We start from the raw sequence: 25,221 nt of genomic DNA on the forward strand, positions 1-25,221 counted from the left end.
TGTTAAGAGTATATAGAGCGCCAAGCCCACCAATAATACCTGACGTAACATTGATGTTGGTAATGCCCCCTGGCGAAAGTCGGGTGCGTAAAACACTGCCTATGAAGATAATAATTATCCACTATCCCAGAGATCCTAAGAAAATTTCCGTGGTTATAACCGATTTCCCTTCATGAGGTACTTCATCCTCTAATCCAGAAAATATCGCCAGAAGGACCAGTATGGCCATCGGATTCATCTTGCCCTGTTGCTTGTTCTGTTGTGATTGATTTCTTTTGTGAAGGAGATGGTTTTTTCTGGACTTGAAAAATAACCAAGCGATCATAATGTTTTAGGTTGTGTTTCTTATACCTTTTAGGTGAAATTTACTTCTTGCTATTCTATTCAGGTGAAAATTGTGTCCGGACATATTTCGCAATCGACAATTTTGAATGCTCACGATTTGATACGCGCGCATATTCGCCGCACCCCGATTTTAAGAGTACCTGCGGGTGAACTTGTCGATAACGTTCCTGTAACCTTAAAATTTGAACAAATGCAGTATTCCGGCTCTTTTAAAGCCAGAGGCGGGTTCAATGCGCTTTTGTCTGGGGATGTTCCCGAAACTGGAGTTATTGCTGCCTCTGGTGGAAATCATGGAGCAGCTGTTGCCTATGCCGCAAGTAAATTAGGGGTTCGAGCTGAGATTTTTGTCCCTGAAATTATATCACCCGCAAAATTGGCAAAGCTGGAACAATACGGTGCTCGGATTAATGTCATCGGAGAAAATTTCTCTGAATCTTTAGCGGCGTGCCTTGAACGTCAGAAAGAAACTGGCGCCAAATTACTTCACGCTTATGACCAACCGGAAATTGTGGCTGGTCAAGGAACTGTCGGCCTCGAATTTGAAGAACAGGCGCCCGAGCTTGATAGTCTGTTGGTGGCTGTTGGCGGTGGTGGACTCATTGGCGGTGTGGCGTCGTGGTATCGTGGACGAATCAAAATTATCGCTGTTGAAACTGAAGGAACGGCCACATTACACTCTGCGTTAAATGCGGGCCATCCCGTTGGTGTTTCTGTCTCTGGCCTTGCTGCGGATGCTTTGGGGGCTAGCCTGATTGGTGATCATGGCTTTGAAGCTAGTCAGAATTTTGTTCATCAATCTGTTCTGGTTAATGATGGTGATGTCAAAGCCGCACAGGATTGTCTTTGGAATAGTTATCGTCAGATAGCTGAACCGGGTGGGGCAACCGCGCTGGCTGCCTTGTTATCCGGAGCTTATGTTCCGGAACAAAATGAGAAGGTCGGCGTTTTGGTTTGTGGTGGTAATGCTTTGCTATCTTCTTTTTAGCGTTATTACTCTTCTTGTCGCGTAAGATAGAAAACGGCTAACCAATTAAATGATTAGCCGTTTTCTTGTGAATAGGCCTTTCCGGGGGGGGGCGCCTATTCTGTAACCTTCGGGAGCTTAGGTTACTTTAGCCTTGCAACGCCGAGAGGAACGTCGAATTTTTCACACCAAACATAGATTTCGTTGAAGTTTGCCGGGTTGATGTTTGCTGGAAGGCTATATTCCTGTTTGCCGGTTTTGCTTTTGAGAGGCGCAAAGATTGTGCTTCTGTCAACACCATCTTTACCAAAGGCAAGTTTTGGATCCGGGGCTCCATCAAGTGAGAAGTTGTCAGCAAGAATGACAATGTAACTACCATCACTTGCTTTTTTGATTTCAACATTGCCAGTCGTGATGTGATCGCTTCTGCCTTCAAAAGATCCTTTTGAAACGCTACCGCCGGCGTGCGCAGATGTGATTGAGAAAGTTGTCGCTGCCAAGAAAGCTACGGCGAGGAATTTGAATAAACGTTTCATTTTTTGTCTCCACAATAAAGAAGTAGCTGAACGGTTTTAATTAAGCCATCCATCATCTGATATAGATCTCTACCCGACCGAACACTTGATCCGGCTTCCTAGCTAATATAGTATTAGGAACTGATCAGTCAAAAACACAAAAGCGTGATGATGACGTTATGTGGGTGTACCCCAATGTTTTGGCGACCTAATGCGAAAGAAGTGCCAGTTAAATATTAGATTATATGGACAAGCTAAAAGGATAGAATAATTGGCAAGACCACGTGAGTTTGATGAAGCGGATGCATTAGACAAAGCAATGCAGGTTTTCTGGTTCAAAGGCTATGAAGGGGCTGGGATCAGTGACCTTCTTGAGGCCATGCAAATTGCCCGGGGGAGTCTTTATAAAGCTTTTGGTGACAAAAAAGGCTTGTTTCTCGCTGCATTAAAGCAATACGAAACCAGCTGTATTGAACCGGGGTTACAGCTGCTAAATGACAAGAAAATTCCAGACGGGGCGCAGCGGATTCAACTGTTATTGGAAACGGTTGTTGCGGTTGTTGAAAACGGCAATGATCGCCGGGGATGTTTCCTCTGTAATACTGCTGTTGATCAGGCCCCGCATGATCCGGAAATAAGTAAAACCTGTCAGGATATGATGGGAAAAATGGTGCAGGGATTTTTCTGTGCCTTGAAAGATGCCGCCCAACATAAGGATCTCGATGAAGAGGCTTTACAAAAGAAAGCAATGGGGCTGAACATTGCGTATAATGGTCTTCGTGTGATAGTCAAAGCGGGCTATACGCCGGAAGACGTTCGAAAAACAATCAATTCTATATTGGCCGAGTTTGATCTTTTGGAATAATGCCTGTCTGTATAATTTCGATCTCTAAAGCGTCGCATTGATCTTTTTGAGAATGAGAACTTGCAGATCTCAATGATAGTTTCCTACGATTCATGCCTTGATGAATGCCATTTCATGCCTTAGCTTCCTTTTGCCTGCATGTGGTTTGCACAAACAATGCGGGCAAAATTCAAAAACGTCTGGAAATGGGGCCTGCAAACGAGGCCTGAAAAAGGGGTGTGAATGTCGTCTCAACGCTGGGCAATTCTGTTTCTGATAATTGCGCAATTCCTTTGGTCGGGGAACTTTATTGTTGGGCGCGCTGTTTCTACAGAGATAGCGCCTCTTACGCTTTCTTTCTGGCGTTGGACCCTTGCTCTTACTTGCTTGTTTCCCTTCACGGTCTTTTCACTAAAGAAAGATTGGCATCTGTTTCGTCCGGTTATGGGGAAGATGATTATCTTGGGATTATTGAGTGTTGCGAGCTTTAATACGCTTCTTTATTTTGGGCTACAGACAACTGCTGCCACGAATGCTGCGCTTTTTAATTCTATGATCCCGGTTATTATTATTGCCCTGTCTTTCCTTGTCTTTGGCGACAGAATTCGGTCAATACAGGCTGTTGGAATTGTGATTTCCTTTTGCGGCGTTATGACTCTTCTTGTCAGAGGTCATCCGGAAAATCTTTTCAGTTTGACCCTCAATAGCGGTGATTTGTTTGTTCTGGGTGCTGTGATGAGTTGGTCTTTGTATTCCTTATTACTTCGCTGGAAACCAACGGGTGCATCACCGTTTTCATTCATTTTATTAAGCGTGCTTATTGGTGAAGTCGCTCTTGCCGTGCTCTATTTACCCGGTTGGATAGAGTCAGCTCCTTTGGAAATGACAACCAACAATTTGCTTGCGGTGTTCTATGCCGGGGTTCCGGTTTCTATTGTTGCCTTCATTTGCTGGAATGAAGGGGTGAAACATGTTGGCGCCAGCTTGGCAGGGCAGTTTATTCATCTCTTGCCTGTCTTTGCTGCAACCCTGGCTATTCTTTTGTTGGGGGAAAAACCAGAGGTTTATCACGCTGTTGGCGCAGTATTAATCGGGTTTGGTGTCTGGCTATCCGTTCGGAAAAAGCGTAAGCCAGTGGTCGTGTCGTCGCAATAACAGCACGTTGTTAAAGATTCTATGAGATCGGGCAGGTAAGACTTATGGGGGCACTATCCATACTGTTTACGAGTATCGGGAACAGAGCTTCTGTTATTTTAGCACTGAGCTTACCGCTTTGTGCCTATCTTCCTTCTGCAGTTAGCAATGCTCTTCTGCCCTATATGACCTTTATTATAATTGGTCTTATATCAGTTGCTATGATCAGGGTTGATTTAACGCGTGTCGTCGGTCACTTAAAGAACCCGGTTTCTCTACTGATTGCTCTGGTTGTTTTGATGCTGGCCTTTCCTTTGGGTGTGCATTGGATTGCAAGATATTTTTCACTTGCTGGACCTGTTCATATCGCACTTGTCCTGATGGCTTGTGCGCCCCCCTTAGGTTCTGCGCCAAATCTCGCGTATCTTTTGAAGCTTGATGGCGAATTGGTGTTCAATATCACCTTGGCGGGAACTGCGATTGTTCCTCTGACAGCACCCTGGATTATTGGCATTACACTGGGGGATCAGATGTCGTTTGACCCGTGGATGCTTTTTCAAAAACTGTTGATTACGGTTGGAAGCTCTTTTCTGATTGCGATTGTCGTCCGTAAGGTCTTGGGGCGCGAGCGAATTAAAAGAAGTGGTGCTCAATTGGATGGGATAAGCACAGTTATAATGGTGCTTTTTGTTGCAACAGCAATGGCTGGGGTATCGGAAACGATTGAAAGTGATCCTGTTTATATGCTGTTTCTGTTATCTATCGCTTTTGCATCTAATTTTGGCGCTCAATTTCTATTTTCAATCGCGGGACTTTTTGTTCGGCGTATCTTCCAATTGTTCAATTCGGGCGAAGGTATGAAAGCGGAGAGTGTTTTATCTTTTGCAATGGTTGCCGGGAACAGAAATTTGGGACTTGTGGCAGCCGTTATCCCGATTGCTTTTCTACAAGAGATCCTACCTTTTTTAGCTCTTTATCAGGTGCCGATTTATTTGACGCCTCTTATGGGAGGCTTGTTTTACAGGTATGTATTGAGAAGAAAATAAATGTGTAACGGGTGGAAGTTCTTACCTGAGAATTGTCTCTTGTGCAGGCGCGATTCGTCTGTAATTTGAAACGTTATGACATCCATTCTGCGTGTATTAATTATTTGACTTACAAATATTATTTTTGTTTTTGTGATTGATTTTAATGATTTTGTTCTCTTTTTGTTCTTTTTGATGTATTTCTTGTTTATGAGGCAAAATACAGACCATATACCGGAAAAAAGAGAAGAGCTTCTAAAGGGACAGCTCCATCCAGATGCCCGTCGTGGACGGGGGGCGATTACAAATCGTGTTGGCCGTTTTGAGGTGTATGAGCGTGAACGAACAGATGATGGTTGGGGAAGTCTGGATGAAGGAGAAAAACTACAGACTGAGATCTCTCCAGGTCCCAGTCGTTCGGTAATCTCAAAGAATAATTCTCCGGATATACCCTTTGAGCTATCTTTCAATCCTTATAAGGGGTGTGAACATGGTTGTATCTATTGTTTTGCGCGGCCAACGCATGCATATCTTGGTCATTCACCCGGTGTAGATTTTGAGCGCCTGATCTATGTGAAAGATGAGGCGGCTGAATTGTTGGGTAAGGAGTTATCAAAAAAATCTTACAAATGTAAGGTTATCGCATTTGGGGCGAATACAGATCCATATCAGCCTATTGAGCGGGAACAAAGAATTACCAGACAAGCTTTGGAAGTCTGCGAAGCTTTTAACCAGCCCGTTGGTATCATTACTAAAGGCTATCTAGTGATGCGGGACGCAGATATTTTGCAACGTATGGCGCAAAAGAAACTGGTTTCTGTAGCGATATCGGTAACGACACTTGACCGGAAGTTAGCCCGGGCGATGGAACCCAGAGCGAGTACACCGACCAAACGTCTGGACGCTGTCCGACAACTTACAGAACTTGGCGTACCTGTCTCGGTGTTAATGGCACCAATTATTCCAGCGTTGAATGATCATGAAATAGAACGCGTTCTGGGGCTTGCAGCACGTGCAGGCGCTGTTTCCTGTAGCTATGTGTTGCTGCGTTTGCCCGGCGAGATAAGAGACCTGTGGATCGAATGGCTCCAGTTACATTATCCGGATCGGGCAAATCGTATCATGGGGATATTGAAATCGATGCGAGGGGGGCGTGATTATGATTCGCGTTGGGGAAAACGTATGCGTGGTGAAGGTGTCTTTGCACAGCTCATTGCTGACCGTTTCTCTTTGGCTCGAAAGCGCTATGGGTTAAACAAAAGATCTTTGCGGCATCTCGATGTTAGTCAGTTTTCAGTTCCACCTGATTTTTGCAAGTCGGATACTGGTAATAGGTCAGGTACTGATAAGAATATCACATCTACGAAGCAGATGGATTTATTTGGCTGACATGATCATCAAAACTCTAATCCTGTGCTCGCAAATAGTACATTATGTCTAGGGAAGGAGGTGCAACATTGGTTTGACTTAAAAGACAGTGTACTTGACCACGATGGTGCGTTTGATGGTTAAAGGTATGCCGAAGAAGAGTACTCATCGGATCGCAATGGGTGTTACCGGCAATATTGGTATAGGTCAGGCTACTGTCCAGTGTGTTCTGAGTAGTGTTTCGAGCGTATTCAAGGATACGTAAATCCTCTGTATCACGTGCCGTTAGCAGGCTGGCAAAATCCTGGCACAGGATATCGGATAAAGAAAGTTTTTCGGGTTTGCCTTCGAAACGACCAAACCAAATTCTATCACCAACGAGGATGTGATTCAGCGTGTTGTGGATTGATCCGAAAAAGCTGGGGCGTTCTGCCTTGTATTCAGTTTCAGAAAGATCAGAGCAGCTTTTATAGAGGGTTTGATTGGCCCAGTGGTTATATTCGGCGAGTTGTTGTAATTCGTCTGGTGTCATGTGCTGGCGGTTCCAATTTTTGACATAATTTTGAGCTAAGTGGTGTGTGGTTGAGGTGTAAATTTTTCAATATTATAATGACGTAATTTATTAATATAAAAGGTTTTTTGTGACTGAAAGTACAAGTAAAGATCATTTTGAAATTCGCCTTGCCAAAGAAGACGAAATCCAGTTTTTGTGCGATCTGGCTGCGGGTGAAGGCTGGAACCCCGGTCTTAGAGACATTGAGTGTTTTTATCAGGCGGACAAGACCGGCTTTTTTATTGGGCTTTTGAATGATGAGCCTATTGCATGTATTTCTGCCGTTAAATACGGCGCTGATTATGGATTTGTCGGCTTTTATATCGTCCGGGAACCATGGCGGGGTAAGGGCTTTGGTCTTGCTATATGGGACTATGCCTTGAATAGCTTGAGCGGCCGTATTGTTGGCTTGGATGGTGTTGTTGACCAACAGGATAACTATATCAAATCAGGCTTTAAACTTTCGCACCGGAATATTCGTTTCGAAGGTACAGCGCGGATACAGGAAAAAAAGGCACCAAATCTGGTTGATGTGAAGACCCTGCCTTTTGAACAAATTATGGCATTTGACGCGGGGTGTTTTTTCCTGGAACGTGAGAATTTTTTGAAAACCTGGCTTGGTGAAGAAGGACACTTGGGCCTTGCAGCCTTTGATGGTCATGAGATCAAAGGTTACGGTCTTATTCGTCCTTATTGCGACGGTTATAAAACCGGCCCTTTGTTTGCGGATACGCCTGTTGACGCTAATGATATTTTCAATGCGCTCTGTGCAGAGGTAGAAGGCAGTAATATTATTCTGGATGTGCCGGAAAATAACGTGAACGGGTTACTGTTGGCAGAACGTTACGGGCTTGTGCAAAGCTTTGAAACCGCTCGAATGTACAAGGAAGGAGATGTGGATCTCCCGCTGGATAGGATATACGGGATCACGTCATTTGAACTGGGCTAAAGATTTGATGAATTGGGCGCGTTGTCTGCTAAGATAATGCTGCGACGTTGTGAAGCGTCACTTTGTTATCGTATAAAGCGCAATTACAGACTATCTATTGTTCCATAACAAATCGGTCCTGCGCTTTTTAGCAAGGTACCGAATAACAATGTGGAATTGAACATGCACGATACAGCAGAGAAGGTTTATCCCAAACTGTCTTCTATGAAGACGGGTACCCGTGGGAAATGTCCAAGATGTGGCGAAGGTAAAATCTTTGACGGATTTTTAACCGTTGCCAAAGGGTGTAAAGTTTGTGGTCTTGACTATTCCTTTGCAGATCCTGCTGATGGTCCTGCTTTTTTCATTCAGATGTTGTTTTGTATTCCTGTTGTTGTCTTTGCGCTCTGGTTCGAAGTGAAGTTTGAACCTGCTATCTGGGCGCACTTTCTCACAACGATGCCCTTGCTTTTGTTGACCTGTATTCTTCCTCTGCGTCCTTTGAAGGGGTGGTTGATTGCAAGCCAGTTCTTCTTCAAGGCTGAAGAAGGACGGTTGGTTGTCGAGAGCGACGACAACTAAAATTCAATATAGAGCTTTGAAACTCGATCTATTGGTTCTTGGTCTAGGCTTCTAATTCTCGGTTAAGAACCAAAGATGTTTTTAGCTCACTGACAACCGGGTTTGCAGACAATCTGTTCCGTACATCGTTGAGGGCTTCGGGAGTGTTTGCCATGACTTCAACCAGAAGATCAGGTTCTCCGGCAAGGGAATAACAACGGATCACTTCCGGGAAACTGGATATTTCGGTAATTAAATCCTTTGCAGGTGTGTGCGCCAGATTCAAAAACAGGAACGCTCCGAAGCCACGGGTTGATGCATTTTTAAGTTCAACTCTGTACCCCGTAATGATTTGGTCTTCTTCAAGACGCTGGAGACGGTGACGTACTGTGGATCTGGCAATATTGGTCTGTGCCGCTATTCCCTTGATCGTTTCGCGCGCGTTGTGGCGTAGAACCTGTAGGATCAGGCGATCAATCTCATCTAAATCACGCATCGAACCGTCAACATCAATTGTTTGGTGAAAATAACGGGCAGAGAATATCAGGCACCTACCATAAAAACAATCAAACGCGCATAATGGCGAAAGATATGGGCGTTTATTTTTTCTATACTGTTTTCAACAGATTATTCCAGAAGATTTCTCAGGAAATTACTTCGGAGATTCCCTAGGGTAATATCGGGAAAATGAACAACAGAGACAAGTCTCTGAAACAGACACAGTACAGGGTGCATCAGATGTCCGTAGATAAACTCCATGTTTACACTGAAAGTGAAGCCGAAACTCTTTTTCAGGAGTTTTATGGTCTTGCTGCAAAAGCCAGTAGTCTGCCAAGTGAAAGGGATCAGAACTTTCGAATGAATGCAGCAGAGGGGCAGAGCTATGTTCTCAAACTATATGCACCTGAGACAGTCATTTGTTGGCTGGATGCACAGGATCAGCTGCTCATAGAATTGGCAAATCAAGATGCGAGTTTGCCGCTGCCGCGGATTATCGAGAATAAACAAAAAGCAACAACAGATAAGATTACGGATTGCGACGGACAGGTTCGATATATCCGCGTACTCACTTGGTTGGATGGCGACGTCTGGAATAGGGCTGCAAAGGAACAGAAACTTGATTTCTCTCAAATCGGGAGCTTGATGGGACGCATGGATCTGGCTTTGAAATCTTTTATGCATGCCGGGGCGGATAGAACCTTTTTATGGGATATTGCTCAAGCATCTGCACATACGGCATTTGTTGCCTTGATTGAAGATGTCGCTATACGTGAAATCGTTGTGTCCATTCTGGATAGATTTTCCAGAGAAACGGCCAGTGCTTTGAGCCGATTGCCACGACAGGTCATTCACAATGATGCCAATGATTACAACATTCTTGTCGATAAACAGGGAAATATTAGCGGCCTCATTGATTTTGGTGATTTCATTCAAAGTCATCGGATATGCGAAGTCGCTGTCGCTTGTGCTTATGCCATGTTGTCACAGAACGATCCGGTAGGGCGCGTCTGTGATGTTGTCTCAGGTTATCACAGGGTAAATCCATTGCAGGAAGACGAGCTTGCCATTCTGTATGATTTGATACGGGTGCGTTTGGCGGAATCATCCTGTATGGCTGCACAGCAATATGCGGCCAACCCTGATAATGAATACCTGTTGATCAGCCAGAAAGACATACGTGATATCCTGCACAAGATGGAACAGATCAATCCACAGGTAGTGCACTATCGTTTGCGTGATGTCTGTGGTTATGAGGCCTGTGCCGGGGCGCGGAAGCTGGAACAGTGGCTTTTGAAAAATGTAGACAGGATCGGCCCAATTTGCCAACACGATCTCTCGCCTGAAAATGTACTGGTTCTCGATCTTTCTCCCTTGTCAGTGAACGATGAAGGGATACCGCGCAGTGCCGAAGAGGCTACTGATGTCATTTTTACTATGATGAAAGGCGCTGGTGCTGCCGTTGGGGTTGGTAGTTATCTGGAAGATCGCGATGTGTATAAAGGAGATTTTTTTGAGACAGTAGATCCGGATGAAAAACGCACAGTTCATCTGGGTATTGATCTCTTTCTTCCTGCCTATGAGCCGCTCTATGCGCCATTAGACGGAATTGTTCGTGTTCATAATGATAACACGCGGGATTATGACTATGGTCCGGTTGTTATTCTGGAGCACAAGACAGATGAGGGACAGGTATTCTATACAAAATACGGTCATTTGAGCCGGACATCACTAGAGCTTTGGGAAGATGGTAAAGCCTTTAAGAAGGGGGATGTTATCGGTTATCTCGGCCCTTATCCTGAGAATGGAAACTGGGCACCTCATGTACATTTTCAACTTCTGCTGGACCTTATGGGCATGGAAAACGATGTCTGTGGCGTTGCTGCACGTAGCGAAATCAATGTCTGGTCATCTGTTTGCCCAAGTCCGAACCTTATTCTCGGGATGAAAACCAAATGTCAGGGGGATATGACGCGTAGTTCTAAAAGCATCCGCGAAGAACGCACCAGACATTTAAGTCCCAATCTGAGCTTGTCTTACTCGGAGCCTCTCAAAATTGTTCGCGGTGAAGGACAGTACCTCTATACCGAACAGGGCGAGCAGTATCTGGATATGGTGAACAATGTTTGTCATGTGGGGCACTGTCATCCTCGGGTTGTTGCGGCGGCTACCGAGCAAATGCCAGTTCTCAACACAAATACACGTTACATGCACGATAATATTGTCAATTATGCACGTGAATTGTTGGCAACTTTTCCGGACTCTCTGGAAGTATGTTTCTTTACGAATTCTGGCAGTGAGGCTAATGACTTGGCTTTGCGTTTGTCACAGAACTATACCGGGCAAAAGGATATGCTGATTGTTGATCATGCATATCACGGAAACCTGACGTCTCTCATTGATCTAAGCCCCTACAAATTTAATCGCAAAGGGGGCAAGGGCTGTCCGGATCATGTGAAAATCTGTCCGATGCCAGATGGATATCGCGGCCCGGTAAAATGGGATGATCCTGATTGTGGTTTAAAATATGCCGATATGGCTATTGAGCAGTTGGAAGCCTTGCAAAAACAGGGGCGAAAACCTGCGGCTTTTATTGCTGAATCCTTATTGGGATGCGGCGGGCAAATTGTTCTGCCTGATGGGTATCTGAAACGTGTTTATGAAGTCGTGCGAAGTGCAGGCGGTCTTTGTATTGCGGACGAGGTGCAGGTCGGTTTTGGTCGCATCGGAAGCCACATGTGGGGCTTTGAGTTGCAGGATGTTGTGCCGGATATTGTAACCCTCGGAAAACCGATCGGAAATGGCCATCCTATGGGGGCAGTGATCACAACCCGGGCCGTTGCGGATGCTTTTTTCAATGGTATGGAATATTTCAATACTTTTGGTGGAAATCCTGTTTCCTGTGCAATAGGTCGGGAAGTGTTACAGGTCATCAGGGACGAACGCTTGCAACATAATGCTGGCGAAGTTGGGCAACATATTCTGGAGGGTTTGACCGAAATGATGGAACGCTATCCATTGATCGGTGAAGTTCGTGGACGGGGGCTCTTTATCGGGGCTGAATTGGTGTACGACCGAGAAACCCTGGAGCCTGCAACTGCGGAAGCCAGCAAGATTGTTAACTTTATGAAGAGAAAGAAAATTCTGCTGTCAACAGATGGTCCTTTGGATAATGTCGTGAAAATCAAGCCGCCAGTTTGCTTTACTATGGAGAATGCGAATCAGTTCCTGAAAGAGTTTGATACCTGTATGGCTTTGATTAGTCAGGCCTGATCTAATTTAAAAGGCTTCATGTGTTACCCCAAAGGAGTTTGAGCAGTTTCAGGTTCTTTTGGGTTTTCGTTTGCGTATTGAGTAGTATAGTGAGTACTTAATCACAGTTGGAATTGGGGTGATTAATTTATGCGTGATGGCACGGCGACAAAAAACAAAATCAATCGGGTGGCAATGGAGCTCTTTGCTGAAAAAGGAGTGACGGAAACCACGACCAAAGATATTGCAGCCGGGGCAGAAATTGCGGAAGGTACAATATACCGCCATTACAAAAGCAAAGATGAACTCGTGAAAAAACTGTTTCTGTCGCTCTATGAAGAACAGGGAAATTATTTACGCGACATTGCTGCGACAGAAAAAAATATCAAGCAGAAAATTGCCGACATGATTGCCAGATTTTGCCAGCTGTTTGCAGAGGACAAAGCTCTCTTTACCTTTTTGCTTTTGACGCAACATGGACAGCTAAGGGAAGTTCCCGATGACATGGTTACGCCAGTCGTTGTTTTGCGTGATTTAATCACGCGCGGGCAGAATGCCGGTGCTGTAAAGCAGGGCGATCCTGATTTGATGGCAGCAATGGTTCTGGGGGTGGTTGTTCAACCCGCTGTCTTTCATGTTTATGGTCGGCTGACGCAGGATTATAAGAGCTTCACACAAGACCTGACAGAAGCTGCGTGGGGCGTCCTTGGCCTTAATTGAGGGAGTATAGAACCTGTCAGGTCTGATGCTTTATGTTTTGACTAGGCGACCATTTGGTGAAAACGATCAAGTTCCCGCCAAGTGCCAGTATAACGCCGAGAATTGCTGTCTCGGTCCAGATATATCCTTCAAAAAAGGTTGAGAGTGACAGGGCCACAATTGGGAACAGGACAGTGGAATAGGCCGCTTTCTCAGCACCGATTTTACCGACAAGTTTCAGGTACATGGCGAAACCTATCACTGTCCCGGGAATGGCAAGATAAATGAGTGAACCAAGGTACTTAAAGGAGCTTTCCATATCAAAAGAATAACCCTGGATCAGGCACCAAATCCCGAGTGTCATACTACCATAAACCAAGGCATAAGAATTCGAAACAAGGACGTTTCTACCCATTCTTTGCTGGTGCTGTGAGACTAGGTTGCCAAGAGAGAAACAATAGGTTCCCGCGACAGACAAAAGTAAACCCAGTAGGCTGTTACTGGCCCAGTTGCCGAGTTGAATGTCTTCCCAGAAGAGAGCGCAAACCCCTAAAACACCGAGGCATGAACCAATCAAGGATCTTAGTGTTGGTGGCTTCTGCTGAAAAACAAAGGCATTAATCATGTTGAAGATACTGGCCAGAGAGAAAACAACGGCAATCAACCCGCTGGGCAAAAATTTTGCGGCGTTATAAAAGAAAATGAAATTCAGACAAAAAAGACACCAGCCCTGAAGGATGAACCACTTATGCTGTCTGACAGGCACCCAAGTTATTTTTCGTAATGCCAGCATAAAGAGGATCTGTACAAATGCTGCCAGGGAAAAACGATAAAAGGCTGAAACCTCTACCTGTACAGTTCCAACCTGGAAAGTAATTGCCAACCACGTGGTTCCCCAAATTAAGACTGTTCCCAGATACAGCAGTATGTTCACAAAACTATCCTGACAAATTTACGGCTCGAAATAGGCAGAAGTCATAGAACAGAAGAAGTCAGGCTGTATATCAATTTTAAATGTTTTTTTCACATTCCTGCGGTTAAGTGAAAGTTGAAACCTTCTCAAAAGAGAACAAGAGGACTAAACTAAAGGAAACTTGTTTCAGTAAATGTCATGCGACCAGAAGAACTGTATATATATAAAACCCTGAAAAAAGTAGGGGCACAGTCGAGTCAGACTCTTGATGTTGGATCGGGACTCTCTTTGTCTGCATGGCATAATGACGGAGGTTATGCAGTGTATGAGAGGGCTAGTCATCATACGCTGAGTTATTATCTACAGGGTGGCAGAGGTACGCGACGTCATCATGGAGAACGCTCGCTCGGTAAGGGGCATCCTGGTGCTGTTTGTATTATGCCCGCAGATGTTCGTTCTGAATGGAGTATTGAAGCACCCTTCAAATTTATGCATCTCTATTTTGATCAATCAGAGTTCAATCGGATTGCTTTGGAAAGTTACGATATTGATCCGGACCTGGTTGAACTGGAAGACATTGCTTTTCAAAGTGATCCTGTTATTGAACAGCTATTTCGCCAAGTTATTCTGCCTTTGGATTGGCAAAATCCTGCGGATAAAATGAGTTTGTCTCATGCTGGGCAGATTCTAATACAGCATCTTTTTCGACACTATAGTAATCAAAATGTCGAACCAGAGTTTGTTCGGGGCGGATTGTCCCCTTTTGTTACAAAAAGGGTGAAGGACTATGTTGAAGAAGCATTGGGGCAAGGACTGGTTGTTGAGGATTTGGCCAGGATTGCCGATTTAAGTCCGTTTCATTTTACACGGATGTTTCAACTTACAATGAGGGTTAGCCCACATCAGTATGTTTTGTCCCGCCGTGTACAAAGAGCAAAAGATTTGCTGGGTGATACTCATAATACGTTGAGTGCAATTGCGCTTCAATGTGGCTTTAGCAGCCAAAGTCATCTGACAACACGGTTTCGGCGGGCAACCGGTTTAACACCGAGTAAGTTTCGACAGCTGTCTTAAAAATTTATCTGGCTTAAAATCTTATTTTATCGCGTTAATCTCTCTGGGTTCAAAGTCCGTCCCATGTTATGGCATGTTTAGCTGATAATATTCTTGTCTAAATAGGGGGAAATGAGATGGCTTTGCCGGAAGATCGAAATAAACCTTTTCATATCGTTGCTGTGGTCGGGAGTTTACGCAAAGCTTCTTATAATCTTGCATTGTTGAAGGAAGCGGTTGCAGCGGCACCGGAGGGGGTGACCGTCGAAGTTTTTGACCAACTGGCTGATATGCCGTTTTTTAATCAGGATGTTGAAGATATTGAAACACCTGCTGCGGCGTTGGCGTTTAAAGAGGTTATTCGTAAAGCAGATGGATTGCTTGTTGTTACACCAGAATATAACAGTGGTTTACCGGCTGTTTTGAAGAATGCCATTGATTGGGCTTCGCGCGGGACACCTTCAGTTTTTAAAAATCTTGCTGTTGGTATTATGGGGACTAGTCCGGGGGCTTTGGGGACATCGAAAGTACAGCAGCAATTAAAGCAAAGCTTCTCTGGGTTAGGTGCCTATCCGCTGGCGGCACCGGATTTCGTTTTGCCACTTTACAAAAATCAATTTGATGTCGAGATGAAATTGAGTGATCCCAAAACAGTAACACGTATCACCAGCTATCTGGATCGTTTGCGAGAATTGGGATTATGCCTCAATGCTATCCGTCCTAAATCATAATGGTTTGAGGCGATGATAGGGTGTTATTCTATTTCAGAAACATAATTCATAACCAAGAGGTTCACGGTGCCTGTAGCTAGTTTGGGGATGAGTGATGCAATCGCACAGCAACTCAGAAGTGAAATTCTCAGGGGAGAAATTTCTGGTGGAGATCGTTTACGTCAGGATCATATTGCTGCGCGATTTGGCGCAAGCCACGTCCCTGTCCGTGAAGCCTTGCAAAAGCTTGGTGCCGAAGGGTTAGTACTTTTCCAGCCTCGGCGAGGAGCAATGGTCACACCCTTGACAATGGAAGATGCTCAGGAAATTACGGATATTCGTATTGAACTGGAGTGTCTGGCCCTTAAAAAGGCGATAACCATGTTTCCTGTAGCTGATTATGAAAGCGCACAGCAGGCTATTAGAAAGGGGAATGAAGCAGAGGATCTTGATCAGCTAATGTCGGCGAACTGGGATTTTCATCAATCTATTTATGCCGGGGAACAACAACCCAGATTGATGAAGTCACTTGATGCGTTGTGGTTGCATAATGAACGGTATCAGCGGTTGGTGTTTGAAACGATCCCTTACAAGTTGAAATCTCAACAGGAGCATGCCGATATTTTAGCTGCTGTAGAAGCCGGTAAGTCTGATGAGGCTGTTGATTTGCTCGCACAGCATATCAATGAGGGAGGAGCGATGATGATACAAATACTAAAGAAACGATTGCCTTGATTCTTGTTGCCAAAGTTAGGCGTTCTCTGGACTGGAAAGTTAGTAATTCTGGTGCTAAATCTAATGCAGACTACAGTAGTGATGCTTAAAATTGACATAATTCAGATATATTTTCTCTTGGTTTATACTTTGATTTCTTTCAAAAAGGTTCTCCCGTGTCGTTTCAAAATTATTGTCAGACTGTTGTGAAAAACTTTGAAGCACTAAGTGCTTTGGGGGAGGTCATGGATGAGGCTGCTGATGTTTGGGTGCAGGCACTCAAACGTGGTAATAAAATTATCTTCTGTGGAAACGGGGGATCTGCGTCTGATTCCCAGCATTTGGCTGCAGAGTTAGTTGGACGGTACATCATCGAGCGTGATTCTCTTCCCTCCATCGCCTTAACCGTAGATACCTCTGCCTTGACGGCAATCGCAAATGACTATGGATACGAACAGGTCTTTGCACGCCAATTAAGCGGTCTGGGCAAAGAGGGAGATGTTTTTGTTGGTATCACGACAAGTGGTAATAGTGAAAATATTGTCGCTGCTGTTGATGTGGCAAAGAAGATGGGAATTACGGTGATGGGGTTCACTGGACAGGGTGGTGGCAAACTTGCCGAACTTTGTGATCTCTGTATCAAGGTGCCATCGGATACAACAAACCATATTCAGGAAATGCATATTGCTGTTGGGCATTATATCTGTGGTGTGATCGAAATCAGATTGCGAGACGAAAAATAAACGTAGTTGAATTGTTGTCGGTTATCCCGGTTCATGCCCGGTTTTCTTGTTCTTTCGTTTATCATGATCAAAAGAAAAGGGCGTTGGAGCATAAAAAAGTATTAGGCTATCAATAGTGGCAGGTTCTGAGCATCTTTAATCGAGTAAGCTTCTTTGATTTGATAATCTGAACTGGTTAGTTGTCTTGCGAGAGTGACTTCTCCTGCGCGAGATCCGTGCCCGGTTAAAACGTGTAAGCCACCAGCCAATCCCGCTTTTTTTCCAGCTTCAAGATCTGAGGCTCTATCGCCGACAATCCATGATTTTCCCATGTTGATTGAAAACATCTTGCTGGCCCGTAAAAGCATACCATTATTGGGCTTTCTCGCTTCATGATCTGAATGTCCGCCCCAAGGCGTTTGCCCTTTTTGGTGAAAGGGGCAGGCGTAGACCGCGTCTACATAGGCGTCTTTGGCTTCCAGTTCTGCATGCATTCTGTTTTGGACATCTTGAAAGTCCTGCCAATCAAAATAGCCATAGGCGATTCCCGCTTGGTTGGTAACAACAATCACTGGAATGTTTTGTCTGTTGGCAGCTTTTATCGTTTCAATAGCACCGGGAATGAGTTCAACATCGTCCGGATTTTGAAGATAGTTCACTTCTTTGACAATAACACCATCACGATCAAGAAAGAGTGCTGGACTGTTTGCTGGAAGCGTTTGGCCTTGATATTTTCTGCTTTCACACCAGATGCCATCTTGCTGAATATGAGGCATTGCTGTGTAAGGAAAATCTGGATCATTAAAGAGTGTATTCATGTCTCTCATGCTGTCGGTCAATCAATAGAGAATATATAGCCTGAGTATCTTGATGAGTACAAACTCTGAAACACAGGAAGGTGCAGAAAGCGGGTAAAATACATTTATGTGATGTTATTTATGGTTTTTATTTTACATGGCCTTGGCTTTGAAATGATGAGAAATTCCTTAATTAATTGAAATATATTTATAATTTTAAAAATTTATAATAACATATTTTTTGTGTTTAATTGTAGAAATATCTTTTAATGTTGTTAAGTAAAATGTATTACCTATTTCATGGATTATTATGGCGCTGATTTTTGTTATTAACAAATTTTAAGTGTTTAATTTGTAGCTCTAATTTTGACTAAGAACTTGACATCTGTTGAGTTTATGGCTGCTTTGGGGCTGAATTATTTGTACTTTACCTGCTTGATAGCAGTATATCGGAGAAAACGGTGAACGACCCGTATCTGACACACTTAAAACAGCTCGAAGCTGAGAGTATTCATATCATTCGTGAGGTGGCGGCAGAGTTTCGTAACCCTGTGATGCTTTACTCCATTGGTAAGGATTCTGCCGTTATGTTGCATTTGGCACGTAAGGCCTTTTATCCTTCAAAACTTCCCTTTCCTTTAATGCATGTCGATACCACATGGAAGTTCAGGGAAATGATTGCTTTCCGTGATAAAATGGCTGCGGAATATGGATTTGATCTCATCGTTCATACCAATGAAGAAGGTCGTGAAAAAGGGATGAACCCTTTTGATCACGGTTCTGCGCTTTATACCGACGTGATGAAAACCGAGGCGTTGAAGCAGGCATTGGAAAAATACAAGTTCGATGCAGCTTTTGGCGGCGCACGCCGGGACGAAGAGAAATCGCGTGCGAAAGAACGGGTATTTTCTTTCCGATCAGAGAACCATCGCTGGGATCCGAAAAATCAACGTCCAGAGTTATGGAATGTGTACAACGCACGGGTAAAACCGGGTGAGAGCATTCGTGCTTTCCCGATTTCCAACTGGACCGAGTTGGATATCTGGCAATACATCTATCGTGAAAATATCCCTATTGTTCCGCTTTATTATTCTGCGGAACGTCCAGTTGTTGAACGTGATGGTGCTCTGATAATGGTTGATGATGATCGTATGCCATTGAAGCCTAATGAAAAACCTGAGATGAAATCTGTCCGTTTCAGAACCCTTGGGTGTTATCCGCTTACGGGTGCGGTTGAATCCGAAGCTGCAACATTGCCGGATATCATTCAGGAAATGTTACTGACAACGACTTCAGAACGTCAGGGACGTGTCATTGATCACGACCAGGCGGGTTCAATGGAAAAGAAAAAGCAGGAGGGCTACTTCTAATGGCCCACAAAGATACCCTTATTTCCGAAGATATTCTGGCCTATCTTAAGGCACAGGAAGAAAAAAGCCTGTTGAGGTTTATTACCTGTGGTTCTGTCGATGATGGAAAATCCACACTTATTGGTCGTTTGCTTTATGATTCAAAACTTATTTTTGAAGATCAGTTAACGGCGCTGGAAAGCGACAGTAAAAAGGTTGGAACAACAGGCGAAGATATTGATCTGGCCTTGTTGGTTGATGGTCTTCAGGCTGAGCGAGAGCAAGGCATTACAATTGATGTCGCTTATCGCTTTTTTTCGACTGACAAACGCAAGTTTATTGTGGCGGATACACCGGGCCACGAACAATACACCCGTAATATGGCAACGGGGGCATCAGGGGCAGAGCTTGCGCTCATTCTCGTTGATGCGCGCAAAGGTGTTCTGACTCAGACGCGACGTCATAGTTATATCGTGTCTCAGTTTGGCATAAAAAATGTCGTGCTTGTGGTCAACAAAATGGATCTGGTTGACTATTCTCAAGACAGATATGACGAAGTCGTTGAAGAGTATCTGGCCTTTGCGGATAAGTTGGATATTCCAAACATTATCACGACACCGATCTCTGCGCTTAAAGGCGAGAATGTTATTGAACAGAGCTCAGCAATGGATTGGTACAAAGGCCCAACCTTGCTTGGTCATCTTGAAACCGTTGATGTTACCACGGATATAACCGAGACAGCTTTCCGGATGCCTGTGCAATGGGTCAACCGTCCGAACCTTGATTTCCGTGGCTTTAGCGGAACGATTGCATCTGGCCGGATCAAACCGGGGGATGATATTGCGGTTTCTCCATCAGGCAAAACATCCAAAGTTGATCGCATTGTTACCTTTGATGGCGATCTGGATGAGGCGATTGCCGGGCAAGCAGTCACTATTACCTTGCAGGATGAAATTGATATCAGCCGTGGAGATATTCTGTCCAAGGCTGATGAAGTGCCAGAGCTTAGCGACCAATTACGGGCTCACATCCTGTGGATGCAGGAAGATGCCTTGTTACCTGGGCGTCCATATCTTCTGAAGACGGCGGCGACGACTGTTCCCGTAGTTATTTCAGATCTTCATCACAAGGTAAATGTGAATACGCTGGAAGAACAGGCAGGTAAAACACTGGAGTTGAATGAGGTTGGTGTTTGTAATTTGGCTCTGGATCGCGCTATTCCTTTTGATGCCTATAAAGATAATCGTGAAACAGGTTCCTTCATCCTGATTGACCGCTATTCCAACGCAACGGTTGGTGCAGGGATGATTGATTTCGGATTACGCCGCGCAAGTAACATTGTTTGGCAGGAGCTTGATGTTAATAAAGGTAATCGAGCTGAGCAGAAGGGGCAAAAACCTTGCGTTCTTTGGTTTACCGGCCTGTCCGGTGCAGGTAAGTCGACAGTTGCAAACCTGGTTGAGAAAAAACTCTTCGCCGAAGGTCGGCATACCTACACCCTGGATGGGGATAATGTACGTCATGGCCTGAACAAAGATCTTGGCTTTACAGATGCTGACCGTGTTGAAAACATTCGCCGTGTCTCTGAAACCGCCAGCCTTTTTGTCGATGCTGGATTGATTGTTCTGGTATCTTTCATTTCACCCTTTAGAAGCGAGCGCCGTATGGCACGTGAACTAATGGGTGAAAGTGAATTTCTCGAAGTCTTTGTGGATACGCCACTGGAAGTTTGTGAAGAACGAGATCCAAAAGGGCTTTATAAAAAAGCCCGCGCCGGAGATATCAAAAACTTTACAGGTATCGATTCAGCTTACGAGGCGCCTGTTAATGCAGAGATTGTCTTGGCGGGCGGAAGTGCAGAGCCAGAAGTTTTAGCGGATCATGTTATTGCCCAGCTCAAAGAGCGTGGTTTTATATAGAAACACACTCGATTTGGTGTGAAGACAAAGGGGATGGTATTTTTTTACCATCCCCTTTTTTGCGCCTTAATCTTACGCGAAAGTAGGTAATGTTAATACTACCTTAGCCCGTATTATGGTCTACTGAGTAGTAGAAGAATTGAGATATGATGCGTTTTGATCTCTGAATTGTGATTTTAAGGTGAGGGTGATCGTACACAGATAATTACTGTAAGACCTTTTATTCGACAGAGGTATTACAGATAACGGCTTAGGTGGGGAGATGGATACAGAACTGGACCTCGACTTTAAACCTACATATGACTGGTGTGTGAAGGCTTTTTCCCTGGTTAAAAAGCGGTTGGGCATCAATATCTGTTTGCATGATGATTACGATAAATTTGCCGAGGGTGATATTTATCTCTTCAATCATTTTGCCCGATTTGAAACCATTATTCCTCAATACCTTATCCATGAAGAAACAGGCAAATATTGTCGTTGTGTTGCAGCGGGTGAATTGTTTGAAAACAGTGAGGCCTTTACCAGTTTTTTATATGGCGTTGGTGCTGTGCCCCATAATCATCCCGGATTACTTCCGTTCCTAGCTGCTGAAATTCTGAGAGGGCGAAAAGTAATCATTTTTCCAGAAGGGGGAATGGTCAAAGACAGGCATGTTGTCGGTCCTTCTGGGGAATACAGTATTTTCTCCCCAACAGCGAAGACAAGGCGTAAGCACCATACCGGAGCAGCTGTCCTTGCGCTGACTGTGGAGCTATTTAAACAACGTGTTTTGTCTGTTTTTGATGCCAATGAGTATGCGCGCCTTGAGAGATGGGCGAAGGCGCTGGAAATGGAGACAACAGAAGAACTTCTAGCTGTTGCGAGTAAGCCGACCGAAATCATTCCGGCAAACATCACTTTTTATCCAATCAGGGCGAGCGACAATATTTTAAGCCGAAGCGCGGAATTTTTTAGTAAGGGAAGTAACCCCAGGCTAGTTGAGGAAGTCTTGATTGAGGCGAACATGATCCTCAAGGATTGTGATATGGATATCCGTGTTAGCAAGCCTCTGGACGTCAGGCATGTCTGGAGATGGTGGGAAAAACGTTTGTTATCCAGAGTGTTTAATCAAATAAATTCTCTGGATGATTTCTTCAAACTTTCTCATGCACCAGATACGCTGAATGAAAAGATATTCAAACTATGTAGTACACGTGGCACCAATCGTCTGCGTGACTATTATATGGATGCCATCTATTCCGGGGTCACGGTTAATCTTTATCATCTAGCTTCGTGCTTGATCAGATATCTGGTTTTGAAAAAAGAAACCAGAATTAGCAAAGTTGACTTCCATAGAATTCTCTATTTAGCGATTAAATCCTGTCAGAAAAAAGCGGATATTCATCTACATCGTAGCCTGACAAAGCCAGAGAATTATTGGAACCTGAACAATGGTCAAACATGTGACATTCTAGAAAAGTATATGTCTGCGGAAGGTTGTGCGGAACATATAAACGAAGATGGAAATGATTACCTGTTTGATGAAACGGTCCTTGAGGAGACAAGTTTCAATACGGTGCGTTTGGAAAACCTGATCCGTGTTTATGCCAATGAGGTTACGCCCATAAAAGAAGCGGTGATAAGTGTCGAAGATGCGCGTGAGACTGTATCCGATATAGATAGAAAGATGTTGGCACTTTATCTTTTGGATGATGAAGATTTATCCCTTGTCTGTGATCGTAAAACTTTCACGAAACCTCAACATCATGACGTGAATGTTAAAGAAACAGCCAGTACTCCGGCTGACCCTTATTTGATTGTACCGGAAAACTGTCGTAATACCGGGGTCCTTGTTGTTCATGGCCTTCTGGCTTCACCAGCAGAGCTTTATGAGTTCGGAAGAGACATATCCGAACTTGGGTATGCTGTTATGGGAGTCCGCTTGAAGGGGCACGGCACGTCCCCCTGGGATTTGAGAGATAAGCACTGGGAAGATTGGATGGCTTCCATCGCACGCGGGCGGCAGATCTTGTCAGCTTTTGTCGATGATATAAGTTTGGTTGGCTTTGCGACGGGTGGTACTCTTTCCCTACTTGAAGCTGCTCATAATCCAGAAGGCATATCATCCGTTTCTGCTGTTTCTGTTCCTTGGCAGTTCAAGACCAGCAATCTGTTGTTTGCGCATCTGGCTCATGGACTGGAAAGACTGACAAGCTGGGCTCCGGCGATAGAAGAAAAGGGTATATTCAAAGAACATCCCAGCGAAAACCCGAAAATCAATTATCGCAGTGTACCCGTGCGTACGACCTATGAACTATATCAATTACATGAACAGCTACGGGAAAACCTTCCCAGTGTCTCTTGCCCGGTGAAGCTTTTTCAGGGGATAGAGGATCCAATTGTCGATGCCAAAGGAATTAATGAAGTCTTTGATTTAATCGGTACGCACGACAAAGAGCTAATTATGGTTGAAGCAGAAAGGCACGGAATTCTGCATGAAAATATAGGAAACTGTCGTCAGGGCATCCTTGATTTTCTGAAAAGCATTGATCAGCAAGCAGCAAACTATTCCGAGGTTCAGGCAAAAGAGAGATCAGAAGAATATTTGCAAGAAAAACGGGGTGCTGGCCCATGAGCAACAAGGCAAAAAAAGCGTCTCACAGAGGAGCCTATCCCGAGGCCTCTTTATTGCGCGATGATACTGTTCGGCCTGATAACCAGTCTCTTTATCAGAATATGGAACAGGTTACGGCGCGTTTCCCTGACCGCCTCTGTGTCGAGTTTCTCGGAAGGAGCTATAGTTATGCCGACATTTTTGAGCAGGTACAATTAGTTGCCGCAGGATTGCAACGTCAAGGGGTAGGCAAGGGTGACTGCGTGGTCCTGTTCTTGCCGAACTGTCCTTATTTTGTTGTTTGTTACTATGCGATTCTAAAAATTGGTGCGATTGTTGTTAACTCAAACCCTTTGTATGCACCAGAAGAGTTGGAGCATCAGCTGAATGACTGTGGTGCGAAGCTCTTGATTACACTGGATGTTAAAGAGCTTTGCGAGAAAGTTGAAAAACAACTTTCTCAAACACCGCTGGAAAAAGCCGTGATCTGTCGATTAGCTCAGTCGATGCCAACGATAAAAGGGGCGTTATTTTCTTTATTGCAGTTTCACAAGATATCACACCCCTCGGGGCCTGAGTTTATAGAGTTTACTGATTTGGTTGAAACTACTGAGGGAGCTTATCCTGTTGATGTTTGTCGCAAAGATACAGCAGTATTGCAGTATACGGGGGGAACCACCGGGAAACCCAAGGGGGCCATCTTAAGCCATGGTAATGTTCTGGCCAATACAGCCCAGGTTGTTGCCTGGTTTTCAGACGCTGTGCCAGGAGAAGAACGTATCCTCGGTGTTTTGCCGATGTTTCATGTTTTTGCAATGACGACAGTTTTGAATATGGGAATTGCTCTGGGAGCTGGAATAATTCTGCTTCCTCGTTTTCAGTTGGGGCAAATGTTAAAGGCAATTGATCGATTAAAACCCACGATAATGATGGGTGTGCCCCCTTTATACGGTGCGGTGAATAATTCACCTGTTGTCGAGCGATATGATCTGTCTTCTATCAAGTACTGTATCTCAGGGGGAGCACCTTTGCCTTTGGATGCAAAGAAGCAATTTGAAGCTTTGACAGGCTGTGTTCTTGTTGAAGGTTATGGTTTGAGTGAGGCTTCACCAGTTTGCGCCTGTAACCCGGTTATAGGGCAGAATAAAGAAGGATCTATTGGGCTTCCGCTACCAGAAACACATTTTGAAATACGGGACATAGAGGCTCCTCATGCCTTGCTTGATATTGGTGAGAAGGGAGAGCTTTGTGTTATGGGGCCGCAGGTTATGCAAGGTTATTGGCATAATGAGGAGGCAACAGGGCTAGTGATAAGAGAAGGTCGTCTTCATACCGGGGATGTCGGTTATATGGATGACGAAGGATATGTATTTCTTTTGGATCGTCTCAAAGACCTGATTATATGCAACGGATACAACGTTTATCCCCGAAATATTGAAGAGGCGATCAATCGCCATTCATCAGTGGAAGAAGTCACGGTCATTGGTATTGCCGAGGCTGAACACGGCGAAATTCCCAAAGCCTTTATCAAGTTGCGTGTAGGCTTAAGTTTGGGCGAGGATGAACTTATAGAATTCCTTGAAGAGTATTTGTCCCCAATTGAAATGCCGAGGGAAATTGAATTCAGGTCTGAACTACCTAAAACCATGATTGGTAAGCTTTCAAAGAAAGAACTTCGGGAAGAAGCGTCTTCACCGTAATACTTTAAAGAGAATAGTAACCAGAGCTTAAATGCAGAACAAAGGTTCCGAGAACAACTGAGGTA

22 protein-coding genes are annotated in these 25,221 nt (G+C 44.4%); 17 read left to right on the forward strand and 5 right to left on the reverse strand.

Annotated elements, in window-relative coordinates; genetic code table 11:
* Positions 1-397 precede the first annotated feature (397 nt).
* A complete protein-coding gene (locus D9A03_RS08810; protein WP_120496837.1) occupies positions 398-1,330 on the forward strand; it encodes a threonine/serine dehydratase in 933 nt (310 codons plus the stop codon).
* Between the two features lie 122 nt (positions 1,331-1,452).
* Here D9A03_RS08810 and D9A03_RS08815 read toward each other — a convergent pair whose 3' ends face one another.
* Positions 1,453-1,845 (reverse strand): DM13 domain-containing protein, encoded by a 393-nt coding sequence (locus tag D9A03_RS08815; RefSeq protein WP_120496838.1) that lies wholly within the window; start codon positions 1,843-1,845, stop codon positions 1,453-1,455.
* Between the two features lie 250 nt (positions 1,846-2,095).
* On the opposite strand from D9A03_RS08815, the gene D9A03_RS08820 reads away from it, so the two are divergent.
* From D9A03_RS08820 to D9A03_RS08835, 4 genes are all read left to right on the forward strand, one after another.
* Positions 2,096-2,689: a TetR/AcrR family transcriptional regulator gene (locus tag D9A03_RS08820; RefSeq protein WP_120496839.1), complete on the forward strand. Its 594-nt coding sequence runs from the start codon at positions 2,096-2,098 to the stop codon at positions 2,687-2,689.
* A 222-nt stretch (positions 2,690-2,911) separates the two neighbouring features.
* Positions 2,912-3,823, forward strand: a complete 912-nt coding sequence (locus tag D9A03_RS08825; RefSeq protein ID WP_120496840.1) for a DMT family transporter — start codon at positions 2,912-2,914, stop codon at positions 3,821-3,823.
* A 44-nt stretch (positions 3,824-3,867) separates the two neighbouring features.
* Positions 3,868-4,848, forward strand: a complete 981-nt coding sequence (locus tag D9A03_RS08830) for a hypothetical protein (RefSeq protein WP_120496841.1) — start codon at positions 3,868-3,870, stop codon at positions 4,846-4,848.
* Between the two features lie 189 nt (positions 4,849-5,037).
* Positions 5,038-6,216 (forward strand): PA0069 family radical SAM protein, encoded by a 1,179-nt coding sequence (locus D9A03_RS08835; RefSeq protein ID WP_254055007.1) that lies wholly within the window; start codon positions 5,038-5,040, stop codon positions 6,214-6,216.
* A gap of 16 nt (positions 6,217-6,232) precedes the next feature.
* Here the strand turns inward: D9A03_RS08835 and D9A03_RS08840 are convergent, their stop codons facing one another.
* Positions 6,233-6,727 (reverse strand): DinB family protein, encoded by a 495-nt coding sequence (locus tag D9A03_RS08840; RefSeq protein WP_120496842.1) that lies wholly within the window; start codon positions 6,725-6,727, stop codon positions 6,233-6,235.
* Between the two features lie 109 nt (positions 6,728-6,836).
* Between D9A03_RS08840 and D9A03_RS08845 the strand changes: the two genes are divergently transcribed.
* Positions 6,837-7,697 (forward strand): GNAT family N-acetyltransferase, encoded by an 861-nt coding sequence (locus D9A03_RS08845; protein WP_216825429.1) that lies wholly within the window; start codon positions 6,837-6,839, stop codon positions 7,695-7,697.
* Between the two features lie 162 nt (positions 7,698-7,859).
* Complete coding sequence (locus tag D9A03_RS08850) at positions 7,860-8,258, forward strand: DUF983 domain-containing protein (RefSeq protein WP_120496843.1); 399 nt, start codon at positions 7,860-7,862, stop codon at positions 8,256-8,258.
* Positions 8,259-8,301: 43 nt separating this feature from the next.
* Here D9A03_RS08850 and D9A03_RS08855 read toward each other — a convergent pair whose 3' ends face one another.
* Positions 8,302-8,733: an Lrp/AsnC family transcriptional regulator gene (locus D9A03_RS08855; RefSeq protein WP_120496844.1), complete on the reverse strand. Its 432-nt coding sequence runs from the start codon at positions 8,731-8,733 to the stop codon at positions 8,302-8,304.
* A gap of 242 nt (positions 8,734-8,975) precedes the next feature.
* Here D9A03_RS08855 and D9A03_RS08860 point away from each other — a divergent pair, with 242 nt between their 5' ends.
* Positions 8,976-12,008, forward strand: a complete 3,033-nt coding sequence (locus tag D9A03_RS08860; RefSeq protein WP_162938052.1) for an aminotransferase class III-fold pyridoxal phosphate-dependent enzyme — start codon at positions 8,976-8,978, stop codon at positions 12,006-12,008.
* A gap of 129 nt (positions 12,009-12,137) precedes the next feature.
* The gene (locus D9A03_RS08865; protein ID WP_120496846.1) at positions 12,138-12,707 is read left to right on the forward strand and encodes a TetR/AcrR family transcriptional regulator; all 570 of its coding nucleotides are present in this window, start codon (positions 12,138-12,140) and stop codon (positions 12,705-12,707) included.
* A 16-nt stretch (positions 12,708-12,723) separates the two neighbouring features.
* Here the strand turns inward: D9A03_RS08865 and D9A03_RS08870 are convergent, their stop codons facing one another.
* A complete protein-coding gene (locus tag D9A03_RS08870; protein ID WP_120496847.1) occupies positions 12,724-13,620 on the reverse strand; it encodes a DMT family transporter in 897 nt (298 codons plus the stop codon).
* Positions 13,621-13,797: 177 nt separating this feature from the next.
* Here D9A03_RS08870 and D9A03_RS08875 point away from each other — a divergent pair, with 177 nt between their 5' ends.
* From D9A03_RS08875 to D9A03_RS08890, 4 genes are all read left to right on the forward strand, one after another.
* Entirely contained in the window at positions 13,798-14,673 is an 876-nt protein-coding gene (locus D9A03_RS08875; RefSeq protein ID WP_120496848.1) for an AraC family transcriptional regulator, read from the forward strand.
* Positions 14,674-14,789: 116 nt separating this feature from the next.
* The gene (locus D9A03_RS08880) at positions 14,790-15,383 is read left to right on the forward strand and encodes an NADPH-dependent FMN reductase (protein WP_120496849.1); all 594 of its coding nucleotides are present in this window, start codon (positions 14,790-14,792) and stop codon (positions 15,381-15,383) included.
* A 66-nt stretch (positions 15,384-15,449) separates the two neighbouring features.
* Entirely contained in the window at positions 15,450-16,097 is a 648-nt protein-coding gene (locus D9A03_RS08885; protein ID WP_162938053.1) for a GntR family transcriptional regulator, read from the forward strand.
* Positions 16,098-16,252: 155 nt separating this feature from the next.
* Positions 16,253-16,819 (forward strand): SIS domain-containing protein, encoded by a 567-nt coding sequence (locus tag D9A03_RS08890; protein WP_120496851.1) that lies wholly within the window; start codon positions 16,253-16,255, stop codon positions 16,817-16,819.
* A gap of 101 nt (positions 16,820-16,920) precedes the next feature.
* On the opposite strand, the gene D9A03_RS08895 is transcribed toward D9A03_RS08890, so the two are convergent.
* On the reverse strand, positions 16,921-17,616 hold the full coding sequence (locus D9A03_RS08895) for an HAD-IIIA family hydrolase (protein WP_162938054.1): 696 nt from the start codon (positions 17,614-17,616) through the stop codon (positions 16,921-16,923).
* Between the two features lie 455 nt (positions 17,617-18,071).
* Between D9A03_RS08895 and cysD the strand changes: the two genes are divergently transcribed.
* The 4 genes from cysD to D9A03_RS08915 all read left to right on the forward strand — a co-directional run bounded on the left by cysD (position 18,072) and on the right by D9A03_RS08915 (position 25,156).
* Positions 18,072-18,965 carry a sulfate adenylyltransferase subunit CysD gene (gene cysD / locus D9A03_RS08900; RefSeq protein WP_254055041.1) on the forward strand — a complete coding sequence of 298 codons (894 nt, stop codon included), beginning with the start codon at positions 18,072-18,074 and terminating at the stop codon, positions 18,963-18,965.
* Entirely contained in the window at positions 18,965-20,863 is a 1,899-nt protein-coding gene (cysN, locus tag D9A03_RS08905; protein ID WP_120496854.1) for a sulfate adenylyltransferase subunit CysN, read from the forward strand. The genes cysD and cysN overlap by 1 nt, the downstream gene beginning before the upstream one ends.
* 262 nt (positions 20,864-21,125) lie before the next feature.
* Positions 21,126-23,477 carry a serine aminopeptidase domain-containing protein gene (locus D9A03_RS08910; protein ID WP_120496855.1) on the forward strand — a complete coding sequence of 784 codons (2,352 nt, stop codon included), beginning with the start codon at positions 21,126-21,128 and terminating at the stop codon, positions 23,475-23,477.
* Positions 23,474-25,156 (forward strand): long-chain fatty acid--CoA ligase, encoded by a 1,683-nt coding sequence (locus tag D9A03_RS08915; RefSeq protein WP_120496856.1) that lies wholly within the window; start codon positions 23,474-23,476, stop codon positions 25,154-25,156. The genes D9A03_RS08910 and D9A03_RS08915 overlap by 4 nt, the downstream gene beginning before the upstream one ends.
* Positions 25,157-25,221: the final 65 nt, after the last annotated feature.

The sequence above is a fragment of the Kiloniella sp. EL199 genome (assembly GCF_900313065.1).
Classification (GTDB): Bacteria; Pseudomonadota; Alphaproteobacteria; order Kiloniellales; family Kiloniellaceae; genus Kiloniella.